At 42.0% G+C, this 17,292-nt stretch carries 16 protein-coding genes; 1 reads left to right on the forward strand and 15 read right to left on the reverse strand.

The window, feature by feature from the left end; all coding sequences use genetic code 11:
* The 14 genes from abc-f to BLT91_RS12585 form a co-directional block, all read right to left on the reverse strand.
* A complete protein-coding gene (abc-f, locus tag BLT91_RS12520) occupies positions 1–1,557 on the reverse strand; it encodes a ribosomal protection-like ABC-F family protein (protein ID WP_090821297.1) in 1,557 nt (518 codons plus the stop codon).
* A gap of 143 nt (positions 1,558–1,700) precedes the next feature.
* Positions 1,701–2,831, reverse strand: coding sequence for a DUF3307 domain-containing protein (locus tag BLT91_RS12525; RefSeq protein WP_090821299.1), 1,131 nt, complete (start codon positions 2,829–2,831; stop codon positions 1,701–1,703).
* 4 nt (positions 2,832–2,835) lie between these two features.
* Complete coding sequence (locus BLT91_RS12530; RefSeq protein WP_090821302.1) at positions 2,836–3,564, reverse strand: winged helix-turn-helix domain-containing protein; 729 nt, start codon at positions 3,562–3,564, stop codon at positions 2,836–2,838.
* Between the two features lie 261 nt (positions 3,565–3,825).
* Positions 3,826–5,328: a DUF6382 domain-containing protein gene (locus tag BLT91_RS12535; protein ID WP_175532276.1), complete on the reverse strand. Its 1,503-nt coding sequence runs from the start codon at positions 5,326–5,328 to the stop codon at positions 3,826–3,828.
* Between the two features lie 14 nt (positions 5,329–5,342).
* Positions 5,343–5,852, reverse strand: coding sequence for an A24 family peptidase (locus BLT91_RS12540; protein WP_175532277.1), 510 nt, complete (start codon positions 5,850–5,852; stop codon positions 5,343–5,345).
* Between the two features lie 20 nt (positions 5,853–5,872).
* Complete coding sequence (locus tag BLT91_RS12545) at positions 5,873–6,538, reverse strand: hypothetical protein (protein WP_090821309.1); 666 nt, start codon at positions 6,536–6,538, stop codon at positions 5,873–5,875.
* A gap of 19 nt (positions 6,539–6,557) precedes the next feature.
* Positions 6,558–8,837 carry a hypothetical protein gene (locus tag BLT91_RS12550; RefSeq protein ID WP_090821311.1) on the reverse strand — a complete coding sequence of 760 codons (2,280 nt, stop codon included), beginning with the start codon at positions 8,835–8,837 and terminating at the stop codon, positions 6,558–6,560.
* Between the two features lie 14 nt (positions 8,838–8,851).
* Complete coding sequence (locus BLT91_RS12555) at positions 8,852–9,880, reverse strand: TadE/TadG family type IV pilus assembly protein (RefSeq protein WP_217635219.1); 1,029 nt, start codon at positions 9,878–9,880, stop codon at positions 8,852–8,854.
* A complete protein-coding gene (locus BLT91_RS12560; RefSeq protein ID WP_090821315.1) occupies positions 9,846–10,073 on the reverse strand; it encodes a Flp1 family type IVb pilin in 228 nt (75 codons plus the stop codon). Before BLT91_RS12560 ends, BLT91_RS12555 begins: the two co-directional genes overlap by 35 nt.
* Before the next feature lie 15 nt (positions 10,074–10,088).
* Positions 10,089–10,892: a type II secretion system F family protein gene (locus tag BLT91_RS12565; RefSeq protein ID WP_175532279.1), complete on the reverse strand. Its 804-nt coding sequence runs from the start codon at positions 10,890–10,892 to the stop codon at positions 10,089–10,091.
* A 67-nt stretch (positions 10,893–10,959) separates the two neighbouring features.
* On the reverse strand, positions 10,960–11,832 hold the full coding sequence (locus BLT91_RS12570) for a type II secretion system F family protein (protein ID WP_090821319.1): 873 nt from the start codon (positions 11,830–11,832) through the stop codon (positions 10,960–10,962).
* Positions 11,829–13,091 carry a TadA family conjugal transfer-associated ATPase gene (locus tag BLT91_RS12575; protein WP_090821321.1) on the reverse strand — a complete coding sequence of 421 codons (1,263 nt, stop codon included), beginning with the start codon at positions 13,089–13,091 and terminating at the stop codon, positions 11,829–11,831. Before BLT91_RS12575 ends, BLT91_RS12570 begins: the two co-directional genes overlap by 4 nt.
* The gene (locus BLT91_RS12580) at positions 13,088–14,203 is read right to left on the reverse strand and encodes a P-loop NTPase family protein (RefSeq protein WP_090821323.1); all 1,116 of its coding nucleotides are present in this window, start codon (positions 14,201–14,203) and stop codon (positions 13,088–13,090) included. The genes BLT91_RS12575 and BLT91_RS12580 overlap by 4 nt, the downstream gene beginning before the upstream one ends.
* 261 nt (positions 14,204–14,464) lie before the next feature.
* A complete protein-coding gene (locus tag BLT91_RS12585; protein ID WP_090821325.1) occupies positions 14,465–14,977 on the reverse strand; it encodes an acyl-CoA thioesterase in 513 nt (170 codons plus the stop codon).
* Between the two features lie 126 nt (positions 14,978–15,103).
* Here BLT91_RS12585 and BLT91_RS12590 point away from each other — a divergent pair, with 126 nt between their 5' ends.
* The gene (locus BLT91_RS12590) at positions 15,104–15,586 is read left to right on the forward strand and encodes a TspO/MBR family protein (protein WP_090821327.1); all 483 of its coding nucleotides are present in this window, start codon (positions 15,104–15,106) and stop codon (positions 15,584–15,586) included.
* On the opposite strand, the gene BLT91_RS12595 is transcribed toward BLT91_RS12590, so the two are convergent.
* Positions 15,570–17,213, reverse strand: a complete 1,644-nt coding sequence (locus BLT91_RS12595) for a serine/threonine-protein kinase (protein WP_090821330.1) — start codon at positions 17,211–17,213, stop codon at positions 15,570–15,572. The two genes, BLT91_RS12590 and BLT91_RS12595, sit on opposite strands and share 17 nt — an antisense overlap.
* Between the last annotated feature and the right edge of the window lie 79 nt (positions 17,214–17,292).

The raw sequence follows: 17,292 nt of genomic DNA on the forward strand, positions 1-17,292 counted from the left end.
CTAATTGGTTACTTTTGCTGACCATTCTTCAACATCCCACACTCTTGTTACCCAACCTTCATAAAATTCAGGTTCGTGACAAACGAGCAGAACGGTACCTTTATATTCTTTCAAAGCCCTCTGAAGCTCTTCTTTGGCAACAATGTCCAAATGGTTCGTAGGCTCATCGAATAACAACCAGTTACTTTCTCTCATCAGCAGTTTACAAAGACGTACTTTCGCTTGTTCACCACCGCTAAGCTTACCCATAGCACGTGTGATGTGCTCATTTTTGAGCCCGCATCGGGCAAGTGCCCCTCTGACCTCATTCTGAGTCATCGAAGAGAACTCGTTCCATACGTCATCGATCGGTGTCATGCTCGGTGCTTTAACCTCTTGTTCAAAATATGCAGGACTTAAGTAGTCACCACGGTACGTTTTGCCGTTGAAAGGCTCAAGCTTACCCAAAATCGTTTTGAGAAGTGTAGATTTACCTACACCGTTACATCCGACAATAGCAATTTTCTCGCCGCGCTCAATCGTTACATTCATCTTCGGTAAAAGAGGACGATCATAACCGATTTCCAAGTTTTCCGCCTCAAAAACAACTCTGCTGCTTGAACGTGATTCCTTGAACACAAAAGTCGGCTTCATAGCCGTCTCCGGACGCTCAATTCGGTCAATCTTATCAAGTTGTTTCTCCCGGCTCTTGGCACGGGTTGAAGTTGACGCCCGCGCTTTATTACGCGCGATGAAATCTTCCTGTTTTTTAATGTACTCTTGCTGCTTTTCATAAGCGTCAATATGCTGTGTTTTATTCATTTCAGCCATATCCAGGAATTTCTCATAATTCGCCGTATAGCGAGTTAGCTTCGTGAATTCCAAGTGGTATACCACGTTTACGACTTCATTCATGAATTCAGTGTCATGTGAAATCAGCATAAACGCGAAAGGATAATCTTTGAGATAGATTTTCAACCATTCAATGTGCTCAACATCCAAATAGTTGGTCGGCTCATCCAAAAGAAGTACAGTTGGTTTTTCCAATAATAATTTAGCCAAAAGAACCTTCGTTCGTTGTCCACCACTTAGGGATGTAACGTCACGGTCTAAACCAATCGCATTAAGCCCAAGGCCGTTACCCATTTCTTCCACTTTTACATCCAACATATAGAATCCGCCGATTTCCAAACGTTCTTGAATTTCACCCATTTGCTCAAGTAATACTTCAAGCTCTTCTGAAGAGGCATCGGCCATCTTCTCGGTAATGGCCATCATCTCTTTCTCTTCTTCGTAGAGAGGAAGAAAAGCATCGCGTAAAATATCGCGAATCGTTTTGCCCGGTTCTAATACAGAATGCTGGTCCAAATAGCCATAATGGACCCGTGGTGTCCATTCTACTTTACCTGTATCTTTCAGTACTTTTCCAGTTAATATATTCATCAACGTGGATTTACCCACGCCATTAGCTCCAACAATACCAACACGCTCACCAGCAAGCAGACGGAATGATACATTTTTAAATAATGTACGGTCTCCAAAGCTGTGGCTTAAATCTTCAATTGTCAAAAGACTCATCTTGTAAACCCAAACCCCTGTCTGTTAAAAAATAATCGCACATATTCGCGACTTCTTATTATAACACTGCTTCTGCAAGACAGGAAGTAGTTAAATTGCTCTAGGAAGCGTAATCATTAACTTTTATTTCGTATTGTCCCCGCCTATGACATACTTATATTAAATATTCTTATAATGATCATTCCGCATATCAAGCCCAAGAGCGCACTTATGAGTGTACCTAACAAAAATTTCTCAGCATAATTTTTCTCATCAAATTGCTTATATCTGGCAATCGCTTTCAAAGTTCCTAGAAATGCAATTCCAGTAAATGCACCTTTCACCACCAATACTGCTATTAGGAATCTCTCTATGATACCTATATATTTGGCAATATTCGGAGATGATTCGTTGAATTTACTCGTGTGATAAACAATTTTATTTTTAACCTCTGCATTACTTTCTTTTTCGGTAATTTCCAATGTCCTTTCCAAATGAAAATCTTTATGTTCATTTTCCGTATGCTTGTAAAACGCCTCTACTTCACTTTTCAAGTAAAGCTCAGCACTTATTGTTGAATCTCTCTGTTTAATCATAGGACCTTCGGATTTGAAGCTTGCAAAGGGAGGTATGATCATATTTCTGGAGTACGTATCACCTTCTACAGCAGCCGCTGTTTCTTGATGCGCTATCGTTGAACTGTTGTTAGCCATATCGCGTTTTCTTCTGTTTAGAATATCGGTTGATGCATTTGTAATAAAAACCGAAGATACGCTTGATAATATAAGTACTGTAATAATCAGACAAACAAATTTCGTTTCTTCAGACGAAATAATCCCGTTACCAAATAGAATGCTATAAACTTTTCCTATCTTTTCTTTATGTGTGTTATAGTCCATTCCGCTCACAAAATAATATACAGATATATAAATAACCGTTATATGTACGATTAGATCAAGTGTAAATAATAAAGTTCTGGACTTGGCTATCCATTCCTTACATGTTATCCATTTTTGCTTTATTTTTTCAAACTGAAAGGTATTTACGTCTCTCTCTATATTATTTTTGAAGCAATCCATCAAGTAATTTACGGATGAAATTAACATGATTGCTATAACTGTTTTTTGAAATGACCCCATTATCGTCATAGCAATACTAGAAACACCAAAGTGGACTAGAGCATGAAATATGATGGCCCAGTGATTCCTCTTTTTAAGTTCAACTAATCTTTCAGGTTGCAATAAAAAATCAACAATGAGATGGCACAGAAGCAGTACAACAAATATCTTAAACATCTATTCATTGATCCCCTTTCTTATAATTCTCTTGCATAAAGCTTAGCAGTTTCTTAAGACTAAATTGAGCATCCTTCACCAATTGATAATTTGAACGTTGAAGAATTTTATAAACGCCATTCTCTGTCGTTCCTACTCGTTTTGCAATTTCAAGATGGCTTATTTCAGGATTCAATTCTATTAAGTTAATAACTTCTTTCTGTTTATCGGTTCTTTTCTCACAGATTTCATTGATGTAGCTGATCAGATGATTAACCACCTCAAATGGCAGGCCTTCATCTAGTGAATAGAAAAAAGTTGTAATATACTTATTATATTGATTGTATTGACGCGAATAGCCTTTATTATTTTTAAGAAAATAGTCTCGGGCTTTAAATGCACTAGTAAGTGAACTTCCATTTATCTTATGTAAGTCAAGCTCATTTTCATCATCAAGAAACCCAAACCCAACCCCTATATAAGCCGCTAATTTTTTTTCCTCGTAACCGAACAAATCTTTGTTCAGCATGTTATAAAGCTCATTGTAGGCATCATACCCTTCTGAAAATGAGGGGAATACGGCTATGATTTCATCCCCCATTCTAACTTTAAAAGGGATATGTGCATAATGATTAAGAGTTTTAAGCCTTGAGTTCATTTTTTTTGATATATGCTCTAACTTTTGGCTAATTAATTTTTTATCAGAAGAGTTTTTAACATCTAAAGCTATGGTAAAGTAAGATTTTTCACTCATTAATACCTCAACCCTTCAGCCAAATATGTTTACATTCGCAACGCTTTTTTACGTATTTATGTACAAAATTATTTTTGTACACTTTTATGTACAAAATTATTTTTGTACGTTTTCACGTACATTTTCTATGTTTCTACATATAAAATCACTCATATTCTATCATACTACAAGTCAAATTGACGAAAATATTTTGAAAAAGTTGTTTTAAAAGCACAAAACGCCCCGTTAGGGACGTCATAGGGAAAGGCCAGGATTGTTTCTCTACCCTTCCAGACGAAACTTCATTTCATGGCGCACAATTCGAAGCTCGTCTCCATCCTTCAATGGGTAAGACTGATAAGTTACCAAAGGTTCACCATTTAAATAGGTGCCATTGGTAGAACCGGTATCTTTTATCACATAGCCCTCGTCATTCTTAACGATTTCAGCATGCACTCTAGAAACTCCTGCTTCTTCCAATACATAATCGACTTTCAAACTCGCACCGCCTCTCCCTATTGTAAAAGGATCATTTTTCAGCGGAACATTCTTAGTAAGGCCTTCGATTTGAATTTCGAAACGCGGGCCTAACGGTTGCTTCATAACTCGTCCAAGGAAGACGGTTGCGTTTGGTTTATTGTTACTAAGCAGGGTCGTATGCATATGTAAATTTTGATAATAATTCTGGATATTTATTGGTTCAGATGTTAATGTTGGTGGTTCTAACTTACGAACCTGTTGTTCTGCCTCATTGGAGGAAAGCAGCTTAGGCCCGCTTCCTTTTTTGTAACAAGGTATTCCTAGATACTTACTCACAAACCAAACATCTGCGAGCAAAATCGAGATTCCTGCTGTGATTTGCAGAGTACCTGCAGAGGGATAGCTAAAATAGTTTTGCCATAGAAACGCGGCTATAAGGATAACAACAGCAAGAACGATTAGTCGCATCCGCTGATCCAGAGGAATTAAGGAAATTGGAAGCCCGCCTCCTACATCCATCATCGCCACATTTTTAGGCATAGGTACCATCTCTATTGAGGATCTGTGATTAACCGGCCGATGGACTTCATTCCGATTCCAGAGTGACTTGGGTAATCCCAAATCTTTTAGATAAGGGGCTTGAGTGTTACTATTTTGTACCGAATGTTCATCTTGATTTTGTTCGATTTCAGGATTAGATATCAACAGCACCTCTTGAACTGAAGATAGCTCGTCCATATGGGTTAGCAAGCTCTCCTTGTACTCTTGTAAGCTCTGAATCTGCGATATCGACGCCAACCACGAATCCACCTCTTTCCTCTCATCATCCTTCATTTTTAATGAGAGTTGTATCATCAGAGCCTCTAATGAAGTGAAAACAGACACTTCATCGGTTATAGTTTCCAATGGCACATAAGTCAAATATACGTCCGACCATTCGCTGCCTATGAAGATGAAATTGTCTTTCAAAACGTATCCTGTTTCGTAAAGCATGTAATTTTTACTCTCTTCTAATGCACAAACAATTGCATACATCAGCTTCGCAAATTGATGTTTAGACACCCCCTCCACTCTCAAAACGTGGGCTAGCATTCGCTTAGCCGACAAGTTATACAATAAGCTTATTCGAAAATCCACCTCTTGTATTTCCAGCGGCAGCAGTTTCGGGATATGATTGGCTTCAAGCATCTTGACCTGCAAAGCCGATAGCTCCTTCGAATCTAATCCCGCTTCTTTATTAAGCTCCATATAATGACCGTGTCGGTATACAAACTCATAACGAAGTCCAAATACTTCTTGCGTCACGGAATCACCACTCCTCATAAGAACGAATAGTACCAAGTTAATCCGACACCCGGCACAACAGCATACATAAACGGAAATTTCAAATTGTTTTGACGTTTCATACTCAGCAAACAGTCCAAATCATGGTAGGTAACGAAAGAAATAAGCCACGTGGCGAGCTTTTGTCCTGTAGCTACCACTTGTTTTTGAAGAAAGAGCAAGCCGATTCCTATAACCCCAGCACATAAAATGGCATACAGCATCGATTGTATGACGAATGTGAACCCCATAATTGCCCCAATCGCAGCAAAAAGCTTCACATCGCCTGCCCCAAGTGCACCGAAAAAATAGAGCAAAAGAAGTACAGCAAACCCAGTAATTGCGCCAACCAAAGCAAAAAATAACCCGCTCCAACCCTCGGCAAATGCATGGATCATTAAGCCAATGATCGTTCCACAGATAGTCAGCTTGTTGGGGATTACCGCTTTACGAGCATCAGAAACAAAAGCAATTGTTATTAACATAAATAAGGCCAAATGAATCATAGGACCCCTCCTAAAAGTTTTTAGGCGCCTACCCATGCCCGCTCAACGGCTCTCTTTTTTAAAAGAATCGTTTGACTCATAAAAGGCAGCGGAAGTTTATAAGTAATTTGAGCTTCAATACCAAAAAGAGCGTCGCCACCACTGTCCATACTCGGGAGGGTCACAGAAATGACCTTAAACTTGTCATTCTGAATGGTTGAGCCATCGCAGAACGCAAAAACAATAGGCGTAAACGCCGCAAGAATGCGCGGCTTTACTTGCAGCTCATAAAGTCCATCCATTTCCTCTTGTGCCTTCCCCTCACCTAACTCACGCTTTTCTTTTTCTAACCTAACCAGCTCTAGTAGCGAATCCGGAATATACGCAGCATATTCGTCTGCCAAATTCTCAGTATTCTTCACCTGATCCCGGGCCGTTTGTACTCGGTCTATCGCCGAATTCATCATTTCCCCGACGTGGCTCTGATCGAATCTCGATTTGGCTTCATGGACAAGAAGACGCACAGGGTATAACTGACCTGCAATGGACTTCGTAGCTTCCGTTACTCCGGCTTGCAGAGCCATTTCTAATACAGCAATCTGGATACAAATGATCAGTCCAACCACAAATGCTAAAAAGAAAGGCAGCACCAAGGAAGCCTCAAGCACCATGCCACCCTTCTGCTCATAATGAAACTTTCGAAGCATAAACACTCACCCTTTTTCTTCAATAAGCTACGGAAGACGTACTACTAAACTGGCACCGATCACCATGCACTTTACAACCTAATAACCCCGATCCATCTATCAGTTTCATGATTTGCGGGATGAACCACAACCTTACATCACTAGAAGCATTCCCCTGAATGTACGTTGTTTTTCCAACTAAATCCTTACCCGTTTCCAACTCAATGAGTGCCTGCATTCTAGCCATAATTTTCGTATTATTACGGTGGAGAAACAGAAAAATACGCAAGTAGTCCTTGTAAGTTAAACTTACTGCTGATGTCGTTATTTTCGCAGATAACGCTACAGCTTCCCCTTTGATTAATTTATTCATGTCTTGCAAAGCTGCCAGTGCACCTTCCGCAGCCGCAGACAGGAGCACAAGCAAGGGGGAGCCAATGTTAAGCAGCTCCTTCTTCGCGTCTAGGAGTGCTTCTAACGTGCGGATAGCCATTCGGAAAGCAAACATTTCCGCATATGCGGATGAAATATTAGCCCCGCACGAAGAAAATCCATACAGCAAATATTCAACCTCTTGATTTGCTAACGCATGAGAACCGGGATCCACGAGCTCGTTGGACACCTTTGGACGGCCCTCTAGGTCTTTTTCTAACCCAAGAGTACGGTAATTAAATTTCGTGAGGGCAAACTCATTCACATAGAGCTCATTACGCATCGATTCCGCCGCGTCATTGAAAGCCTCGAGCATACCCATCGCTTTTAAGCTTACTGGCTCCGGTTTCTCTAAATCATAAGCGATCTCGCTGCCAATTGTTGTATCTTGAGCGTTTGCTTCTCGATACTTTTGGTAGAAACCCTTCCCTCCTGATTCTTCTTCTCCAGTCCCTTGAAGGCGGTTGTATAGAACGGTGTCACCACTCTGTGTGTTCGTCAGGCTGCACGCACCGAGCGTTTGTTTTGCTTGATCTAAAACGGCTTGAATCTTGGTCTTTTGCTGCTGTTTATTTTCTGTAATTACCCCATTATTGTCCATTCTTGTCTTCTCTAAAATGCTTTGCTTCCCATAAAAATCATTTGATTCTGACGAATAAGCATCATTGGCCTTATTCGCTCTGCTTGTGTTATCGGAGGTGTAGAGGTAAACGGTATTAACCACCTCTTGAAATGCAGCAAAAAGTGCAGTAATGCTGGCTACCGCTGTCTGATACCCATAGAAATAATCATCCCCCATAACGGGAACGTTTTGAAATACTTCATAAACACTGGAATTCCCAATCTCAGAACCATTTGGAATCCCATTTAACTTCGTACGTATTTCATCATTTCGTTGGTTTGCTAAGCGAAGAGCTGGTTCGATCTTCCGCCGCAATTGCCCAATTTCTCTTCCATTAGCTGGAACTTCCAGCTTCGTAGCAGCGATAAGTGCCGCATATTTGATAATCAACTGTAATAATACCTCGAGTTCATTTTGCTTCTGGGTGAGAACCTGTGCCTGCTCACCTAGTATACGTCTGGACTCTAAGATAGACTGCATGCTAGCCACACTGCCTGGTCCTGATTGGCTTAGCGCTGCGATGGACATGTCTAGATCTATTATGGAATCTTGAATCGATCGCAGTTGATTTATCACATTGATGATATCGCTTTTCACTTCGCCTACCGTGTGAATTCCGATTTGAGCGGCTAAATTATCTAATTCAGCGATACGCGCTTGGTAATAAGTGTGATACAATGTAGTTTTTGCATGCAGCTCTTCGCTGCTCTGCCACGCTTCGTTCAACGCCTTTTCTCTCTGGTCTATTAGCTTTTCCAACTCAGATGCTTCTTTTGAAAACTGGCTCCCAAGCTGAAAAGGTGCTTTCGTCCCGCTTTTCCTAAACTTGTCTGTAATCTCAAGTGTATACTCGATGGGAGCCTTGATTTTCATATCTTCAAGCACTTGCCGCTCAAATATCACATGACTAGCCAACGCATAAACAGGTGTAACTCGCATGCCATTATCTAGTGGTCTTGTGTCCACATAATGAAAGGCTCCCGGAGATACATGGCCAGATAAATTATTTGCAAAAACTTCAAGAAATAACTCCTCTGTTTCAGCTTGTGAAATACCAAGACCATAAAGCCCCATCGCTTGCAGCTTTGTATCATAAGCTGACATAACTGATCTTGTTGCGGCTTTAACAGCCGACTCCGTCTCTTTCTCCGCCAGCTTAATTCTTGCGAAATCTATAAGTACCGCTTGAAATAAGAATATCGGAACGATGATGAGAATCAGATAGACGGAAACTGCGCCTTTCTCTGAACGAACAAATTTCCTCAAAAACTTCCCCCATTCTAATTGTGGATGACAACAACAATCCCCTTACGCTCCAGCTCCTTGCGAAACGCGTTAGATGGTATACCTTTGCCGTTGGCATCCTTTTTGAAAAAGTGCCACACGATCCCTTTCACTTGTGCGCCTTGATCGAGGAGCTCAATATCCTTAGGCATCTGCTCTGTACGAAGCTGAAACTCCGTCATACTGTAAAAAGCTTGATGACCTATGCCTCGAGCGTCCAGCGCATCGACCGTTCTGCTTTTCCCTGAGCTTGTCATCAAAACGACTTCTGTACCACCAACTAGCGATCTCAAATAGGACGCGGCTTGTCGCTCGGATTGGATCGTCACACTAGGTCCTGACAAGTCACCTCGAAGAGGTTCTACGAGTGCCTCCTTCGCTTTTTGAGGAGAAATTCGATCCTTTATTGCTTTGAAGTAGGAGCGTGTAATGTCCGTTAAACGAATCAGTTCAACGGGTTCCACAACATGCGATACCGCTCTGCCAGCCGTTTTTTTGGAATCCAACCACTGCCTCAGCGCCGGAGGTATAAGAAATGGCTTTTTCAATTTCACCTCTACCTGATGATCAAACAAATAGTTGGAATATTTAGCAGTTCCCGTCATTCCCTTCGGTAATAAAGCTGAGGATTTAGCAAGTTTGCTCTCCACGTGACCACTAGCAATGCCTGAGGGAATTACGACTTCAGATGTGCCACTCCCTGTAAGCATTCCGAATAAATCTGATACGCTATCCTTTGTAAGACGCCAATAGAGTCCGTCTGTTTCACTAGGGTTATAGTTGCCGGTCACCAAATCTTTGTGACTGTTATCCCAAGTAAAGGCAAGGCGCTCTGCTGCTGTCCTCGCAATCTGTTGAACAAATACTTTTTGATACGCATACATGCCCACAAAAAGAAGTGTCACAGTACAAAGCAGAATCAGAGGAAATACAAGAGAAGCCTCTAAAGTAAAGCTTCCTTCCTCTTCATCTCGAAAACTAAGAATACGCCTATGGCGCACAGCTTGTTGTTGGACTAGGCGCACAAGGCGTAACCGCGCTGTTGTCTTTAAGATCAGAGTTTGCATCCCCAATCAGCTTCTGAAACCAAGAGACGATCCACTTTCTGAAAATAATCGCAATAGCGACAAGTACTGCTACAATCAATAAAATCTCCAAAGTTCCTAGTCCCTCTTCATCATCCCAAATTTGTTTCATCCAGCCTATAGTTGTTTTCATCACTATATACCTCCATTATTGTTTCATCATGAGTAAAGCCGGAGCGGCGACAATTACCATCACGACAACGAAAATGAGCACCATGGGAAATACAAGCTTCGATGATGCTTCTTCGCCTAGTGTCCGTGACACCGATTTCCGCCTCTGCCAGAGATCAAGCGAAAGTGCATGAAGCGCCACAACAAAATCGCTACCTCCGCGTTTATAGTTCAAGAGAAGTGTAGAAGTAAACAATGACACCTCATGGAGAGCGCAGCGTTTGCTGAAATCTTCCATTACTTTTGTAAATGAAACATTCATCTCCAGTTCATGCACAGCTTGCGCCAGCTCTTTGTAAAGCGGTGTTTGTGTTTTGTGAGGTCGAGCCTCTACGCAACGAATCCATGCTCGATTGACAGTTTCTCCTGCGCCCACGAGCAGCACGATTGTACTCAATATCTCAGGCAATTCAAGGATCATCAATTGCTGCTTCTTACGGATTTTTGCATCTAGATCACGCACCATAATCATAGGAATAATTGCGGCGGCTAATAAACCAAATCCTAACAGAGAACCATCTCCACCGGCTAGGACGGACAGGAGCGTTAGTATTATTAAACATAAAGTAGATGCTGATATAAGCTCTGCAAGAAACCATTTACTGCCATGAGCAGCAAAGCTTCTCCCATGCAGCGTAATTAATTTATGATGTACTTTTGCTGTAAAATCGGGCAGTTTTTCCATGAGATTAAACTGATCTACGAGCAAGTAACTATAAGGTAAGAGCAGCTTGATCTGAAACGGATAAGGGTGAGCTTTAATAAAATCAGCATATCTCATGCGACCCCAAAGAAATAAGAGGATACACACGGCAATTTCGGTTATTAACACAAACGTGATCCACATGTTACACCTTGATATTCATGATTTTTTGAGTGAGTAAATAGCAGGCACCAAGCAGCAGCAAACTTGCAGACATGATAAGTACACCACTGCCTGTGTATAGAGGAAGCATGTATTCCGGTGAAGAGAATGCGAGCACAGCAACAATGACGATCGGTGCAAAGAGCAGTACCTTCGATTCGAATCGTTTCTGAGCAATCATCACTGAAATATCCTGTGTGATTTCAAGCTTTTCGCCAATAACCGCAGCTGTTCGTTTCATGACCTCAACCAGATTACCACCCGTCCGTTTACAAGTTAGGAATACGTCTGTAAAGCTCCTCACATCCTCTAAGTGACTGCGATCCGCCAAATTTTTTAAAGCAGCTTCGATGGGCTCCCCGTTCTCTACTTTTCGGCAAATAATACTAAATTCAATGACAATCAAGCAAGTCGGATCTGGGTACAGCATTTTTAGATCTACTAATGCCTCTCTAAATGCTGATTCAATGGACTTTCCAACCGCCATGGAGGAGGATAGGCAGCTTAGAGCCTGCTTGAATTGCACATAAAGCTTGTTTTTACGTAATTGTATTAATTGCTGCTTGCGTAGACGAGGAAACGCGAAGCCTACTATAGCTAAAGCAGCAGAAAGTAAGATACTTTTATAAAAAATGTAACCAACAACAAACGCAGGTAAAGCTAACATCAGAATTGCGCTCACTTTTTCCTTGGAGGATAGCTGGTAGTAATTATAGTCAATTAAACTATAAATTGGTGATGATTGTAGGATGGCGGGGGATTCTGCTTTCTTCAGGAAACCTTTTCTACGCTCCAAATACAAAAGAAAAAACCAACTAAAAGCTCCAATAATAACGAGAAGAAGCAAAATCTTCATCCAGCGTCACACTCTTCTTCTACGTGCGCAAACCATTCTGGGAGCTTTTTGCCAGCCATACGAATTTTGTGCATGTTGCACAGTCTATTTCCTGTGTAGGTGAGCTCTCCAATCACTTTACGCTCTTCTGTCTCCCCTTTTTCATCAAATAGGAACAGTGGGTGCAGCTGAACTTCACCATCCTTTACACCTAATACTTCATGAATTTCGGTCACTCTTCGAGTACGATCACGAATTCTGCTCACATGGACCATAACATCCAACGCCGAAGCGATTTGCTTACGGATTACCTCCACCGGAAGTGGGGCACCGCTGAGCACCATTGTTTCTAGTCTACTAAGCATATCTACAGATGTGTTTGCATGCCCAGTACTTAGACTCCCATCATGCCCTGTATTCATTGCAGAAAGCATATCTAAAGCCTCTGCCCCGCGTACCTCCCCAACAATAATTCGGTTTGGACGCATACGCAGCGAGGAGCGGATGAGATCTCTAATCGTAATTTCGCCCTTCCCTTCTGTATTGGCATTTCGGGTTTCCATTCGCACCAAATTAGGTACAGTTTGTATCTGAAGCTCGGCAGAATCTTCGATGGTAATTATGCGTTCATGGGAGGGAATCCACGCACTAAGTGCATTAAGGAAGGTTGTCTTCCCTGAACCCGTTCCACCTCCAATAAAAACGTTATAGCCTGATTCAACCAACACTTGCAGAACTTCAGCTGCTTCCCCCGAGATACTCCCCATGCGAATTAGATCCTCCATTAACAGGGGCTTTTCCGGAAACTTACGAATCGTCAAGGTAGGACCACTTAGAGAGGCTGGTGGAAGTACGATGTTCACCCGTGACCCATCATGCAGACGAGCATCGACTATTGGCGTTGCTTGATTCACGATCCGATTCACTTTAGAAACAATCATCTGAATGAGATCCTCGAGCTTCTCCGAACTTTCCAAGGGATATGGGTACCGCTCAACCGCACCCTTTCGTTCGAAGAAGATACACTCATGTCCATTGACCATTATCTCTGTAACGGATGGATCATCGAGAAGCGGTTGCAGGATATCTAATCCCCGAAACGAATCAAAAATTCGTTTTACCCCAACATGCATCTCACTCGATGTCCATTCATGCACGCCTGCTGCGTTGAATACAGATTCCTCTATGAGTTCAATTAATTTGCCGTCGCTGACCGTGCTCGAAAGATCTAGCCTCTCCTTGATTTGCTGTTTCAATTCGAGAAACAAGTGCTGATTCATGAAGCAGCAGCTCCTTCCTTATTGGAAAAAGAATGCCCTTTACCTGCATGGATGGATGTAAACATGTCAAACGTCTGTTCAGAAAATAAGCCGGATTGCCAGATTTGCTCTGGCTTACTCAGGATTTTCCACTCGGGGATATACGGAAGCTTAAACGCTATCTCTTTGCCCAGACATGCGAAATCATTCGTTAGTATGCCCGTATATTTATTCAAAACGAAATGTACGTTCTGCATGGAGCCCATTTGCTTATGGATTGCCTGTGTTTTATACAAATCATTTAAATCATCCCTCACGATCCAAATGATGTGGTCACTGACATCCAAACATTTTACAATTCTCGGATGCACAGACGCTTCTAGATCAACAATGATGTAGTCATACTCGTTCAACGAGATCAGTGAATCAACGAGGAGGCGAATATTCTCGCCGCTCATTTCTTGCATTTCCCTAATTTGATCTCTGGGAGTTAGATGATCAATGCGCAGCTTAGGATCATGGGATTTGAGCAATTGCAGTTTCGGTCCCAGTAAGTCCGGCGTGCTTTTCATATAATATAAAAGCTGTGAAAAGCGTCCTGAGTCCCCCTGCAGCCAAAGGGAGGCTGCGCTGACCGATTCCAGGCTTAAATAAAAAACATGTTCACCACGAAAAGACAACTGCTTCGCCAAATGAATGGCTGTCATCGTCTTGCCGCTACTGCCGACACCACTGTAGACCGAAAGAACTTGAGTTCTTTTCGTCCCATGACCCCCATCATATCTATGTTTCTCTGCGTAGAAAGCTTGTAGACGAGAGAGCAATTGGTGCAGCGATTGAAAGCGATATAAGAATGGAATCTTCGTCTCAGCGTCTTTAGAATTAGCGATCTTTTCACTTAAAATCATTTTGCATAACGACGTGTTCCGATTCATCAACTGAGGGTAATACGACTCCGAAAGTAAAAAAACACCTTCTAAGTGCTGATTCTCAAGCACCTCTAGAATGAACTCCAATTTCGTAAAAAGCTTCACTTGTATTCTCTCAGCGAACTCAGACGTCCGAATGAAAGCGGCAAGTCGCTCAGCGTACACGATGTCATCATCTAAGACATAAAGTTGAAATTTATTCATCCTTGCCTCCTTTTCCTTTTAATATCATGCAAGCTTGGCATAAACCCCGCTGGCGATTAATACAAAGCTAATAACCGAGAGCACGATGGCTATGCGTATGGTCGTCTCAACCTTCATGTATCAACCTCCTTCGCGTTTCGGAGAAAACAAAAAAAGCACTCGCCGATTGTGGAGATACGATCTCCACGATCAGCGGTGCTTCCGCTTGTCCGAAATAATTTATCCAAATTGTACCACATTTTCCCCGAAAATCAATCCTTTTTATTCCCAAGGATATTTCATGGTAAAAAAGCCTGCTAGCTTCTTACTTTCAACTCTGCGAATGCGTCTCATTTCTGCTCGTTGTGGCGCCGATTCATGCAGCTTCGTCTCTTCTTCCGTTTCTGGAACGACTTGCGGAACTTCGACTGGCACTTTATTGTCATCCAGTGCTACAAATGTCAGGAAAGAGGTCGCGGCAATTTTTCTTTCCCCTGTTTTAAGGTCTTCCGTTACTACTTTTACGAATACCTCCATAGAACTTTTCCCTGTCCATGTAACGAAAGACTCCAAACAGACCGAGTCTGAAGTATGAATGGGATACAAAAAGTCAACGGAATCTGTCGAGGCTGTCACTACTGATCTCCGGCAATGTTTATGCGCTGCAATTGAAGCAATGTCATCAATGTAGGACATTAGCTTTCCGCCAAAAAGCGTGTTGTGATTATTCACATCGGTAGGAAAAATTCGCGATGTTTTGAAACATCGCGATTCTCTGGCAAATCGTCTTTCCATGCTTGATAACCCCCATTATTTGCTACTAATCGAATTATGACTCATCATATCACAGTTATTGCTTTTAAGGTTATAACTTGACTATCGTATGTAATATAGTAATACAAACTCGAGTGGAGGTGCCTAATGTTAACGTTTATCGTAGCGTTTCTCATTACTTATGCGCTTTTTTCAATTTCTGGTGTATTGTTCCCAACAGATCCTTCGTACTATGCTAGTCTGAAAAAACCAAGTTATAATCCACCGGCCAAACTGTTCGGTATCGCTTGGGGTATCCTGTATGCGCTTATTTCAGCTTCGGTAGCAATCGTCTACACGAAAACGGATGGATTTCAAGAAGCCGCTGCTAGCTATGTCCTCATCCTACTCATCAATTTTTTGGCGAATCAGGCTTGCACATTTTTTGAATTTAAATTAAAAAACTTACGTTTGGCTTTTTTAGACACAGCGTTCGTATCAATCAGCACATTCCTTCTGATTAATGCAACAATTCCTTATTCCAAACTTGCTGCTTGGCTGTTAGTTCCCTATTTACTATGGTCATGCGTCGCTACCGTTTTGGCGTGGAGCGTATACCTGTTAAACAAAAGCTCTAACCGTGCTTTCTGAACCAGGAAAACAATGATTTTCTAGCCTTTAACTTTAAACCTCTTTTTCTAAACGTATCTTCGGTCAAAATCACTCTTAGCAGCGGAGCCAACGCAACACTTAACTGCTCCAAAACCTCGGGCTGATCTTGAATACATTCCCCTCTCCAAACTGCACGAATGACTTCAGCCCGTGATATTTCAGGCAGGGTACATAATGGAGCAGCCGGAAGAGAATCCACCCATTCATTCCGAAAATTTCCTGGTAAATAGCCGTTAGCCACATAATGCACCTTTTTACCACGTTTCTGATACGTATCAAACCTATTGAAAAGTGCTCGCGAACTTGGCCGATTACACTTGCCCGGAGATGCATCTAGCACAACGATAATTTCATCGGCACTATGACAAAGTTCTTGAACCGAAGGATGCTCCCAATGAGTCGATACGTCCCATAGGACGATCGGCTTTTTGATCGTATGAAGAAGTTTAAAGGAATCCGCAGGTTGCCAATTATTCGGAAAGCCCTCAGGATGATTGGGAACCCAGGTTGAAAAACCGTTAGTCCATGTCGACGTAGTTGATACGGTTTGCTCTGCAATGAGCTTTGACACGAATGCGTAATCCTTCGGGGCTTTGGTATCACCAAATAGGAGCATGTACAGGTCAGGTTCAATAGTAGGTTGCTCAACTACAGCGTTGGGGATGTGCATAGCATGAAGGGTTCTCGCCAAGCAAATCGCCGTGAACGTGGAACCTACTCCCGCAAAAAGCCCTCCGATAACAATTAATTTATCAGGTAATGGGGTGATTAATTGATTTTTCTGATTAAACGATTCAGGGACCGTTGTCGGTTCGGGATAGATGGAACGAAGCCTCATTTTCACTTCCATGGCAGATTGACAGCGGTTTTGAGGGTGCTCTTGCAGGAGTAAACTTACGGTCGAGGTTAAGGCTTCAGGTAAATCTTGTCGTAATTGTTCCAACGGCTTTTGCGTGATATACGCATACTGGCCACCTGATAATAAGTAATACAGCATGGAGCCGAGTGTAAATAAATCGGAGCGCGCATCGGTTTGTAAACCTAAAAATTGTTCGGGAGCCGCAAAGCCAATCGTCCCAATCTGCATCGTATCGGATTGTTTTCCGTGTTTGAAATGTCTGGCAACGCCAAAATCAATTAATCTCACTTGGGCCTGCTCGTTCAGCATCACATTCGATGGCTTAAGATCACGGTAAATGATCGGGCGAGGCTGAAACGTATGTAAATAGTGAAACAAATCGCATAACTGAAAGGCGATATGGATGATTTTCGTAACTGGTAACTCTCGTCCTTTCTCTTCGAACAAATCTTGCAAGGTTGGTCCTTGAATATAATCCATGACCAAGAAGCCTTTCCCCTCATCCGTTGTAAAATAGTCAACTAGCTGCGGCAGTTGTGGGTGTTGGAGCCTTGCCAGCATTTCCGCTTCTTCCAAAAAGTAAGTCATATCGTCTTCAAAAGGCAAGCATTCTTTCACCGCCCATTTCTTCCCCTTAAGCTTCATATCTTCCGCTAAATAGACATGACTCATACCGCCTTGACCGAGCAAGGATTCAATTCGATATCTTCCTCCTATACATGTTCCAATCCAATTTTGTTTACTCATCACGATAAATAAATGACCCCCTTATCAGGTAAGAATTACCTTGATTATAAGAGGGCCAACCTTAAAAATCTACATTTTT

Source organism: Paenibacillus sp. yr247 (assembly GCF_900103825.1).
Taxonomy (GTDB): Bacteria; Bacillota; Bacilli; order Paenibacillales; family NBRC-103111; genus Paenibacillus_E.

Excerpts from the sequence above, each read along its gene's own strand:
- abc-f (WP_090821297.1), bottom strand. The coding sequence starts at position 1,557 with ATGAGTCTTTTGACAATTGAAGATTTAAGCCACAGCTTTGGAGACCGT.
- BLT91_RS12525 (WP_090821299.1), bottom strand. The coding sequence starts at position 2,831 with ATGTTTAAGATATTTGTTGTACTGCTTCTGTGCCATCTCATTGTTGAT.
- BLT91_RS12530 (WP_090821302.1), bottom strand. The coding sequence starts at position 3,564 with ATGAGTGAAAAATCTTACTTTACCATAGCTTTAGATGTTAAAAACTCT.
- BLT91_RS12540 (WP_175532277.1), bottom strand. The coding sequence starts at position 5,852 with ATGATTCATTTGGCCTTATTTATGTTAATAACAATTGCTTTTGTTTCT.
- BLT91_RS12545 (WP_090821309.1), bottom strand. The coding sequence starts at position 6,538 with ATGCTTCGAAAGTTTCATTATGAGCAGAAGGGTGGCATGGTGCTTGAG.
- BLT91_RS12560 (WP_090821315.1), bottom strand. The coding sequence starts at position 10,073 with ATGAAAACAACTATAGGCTGGATGAAACAAATTTGGGATGATGAAGAG.
- BLT91_RS12565 (WP_175532279.1), bottom strand. The coding sequence starts at position 10,892 with ATGAGATATGCTGATTTTATTAAAGCTCACCCTTATCCGTTTCAGATC.
- BLT91_RS12570 (WP_090821319.1), bottom strand. The coding sequence starts at position 11,832 with ATGAAGATTTTGCTTCTTCTCGTTATTATTGGAGCTTTTAGTTGGTTT.
- BLT91_RS12575 (WP_090821321.1), bottom strand. The coding sequence starts at position 13,091 with ATGAATCAGCACTTGTTTCTCGAATTGAAACAGCAAATCAAGGAGAGG.
- BLT91_RS12580 (WP_090821323.1), bottom strand. The coding sequence starts at position 14,203 with ATGAATAAATTTCAACTTTATGTCTTAGATGATGACATCGTGTACGCT.
- BLT91_RS12585 (WP_090821325.1), bottom strand. The coding sequence starts at position 14,977 with ATGGAAAGACGATTTGCCAGAGAATCGCGATGTTTCAAAACATCGCGA.
- BLT91_RS12590 (WP_090821327.1), top strand. The coding sequence starts at position 15,104 with ATGTTAACGTTTATCGTAGCGTTTCTCATTACTTATGCGCTTTTTTCA.
- BLT91_RS12595 (WP_090821330.1), bottom strand. The coding sequence starts at position 17,213 with ATGAGTAAACAAAATTGGATTGGAACATGTATAGGAGGAAGATATCGA.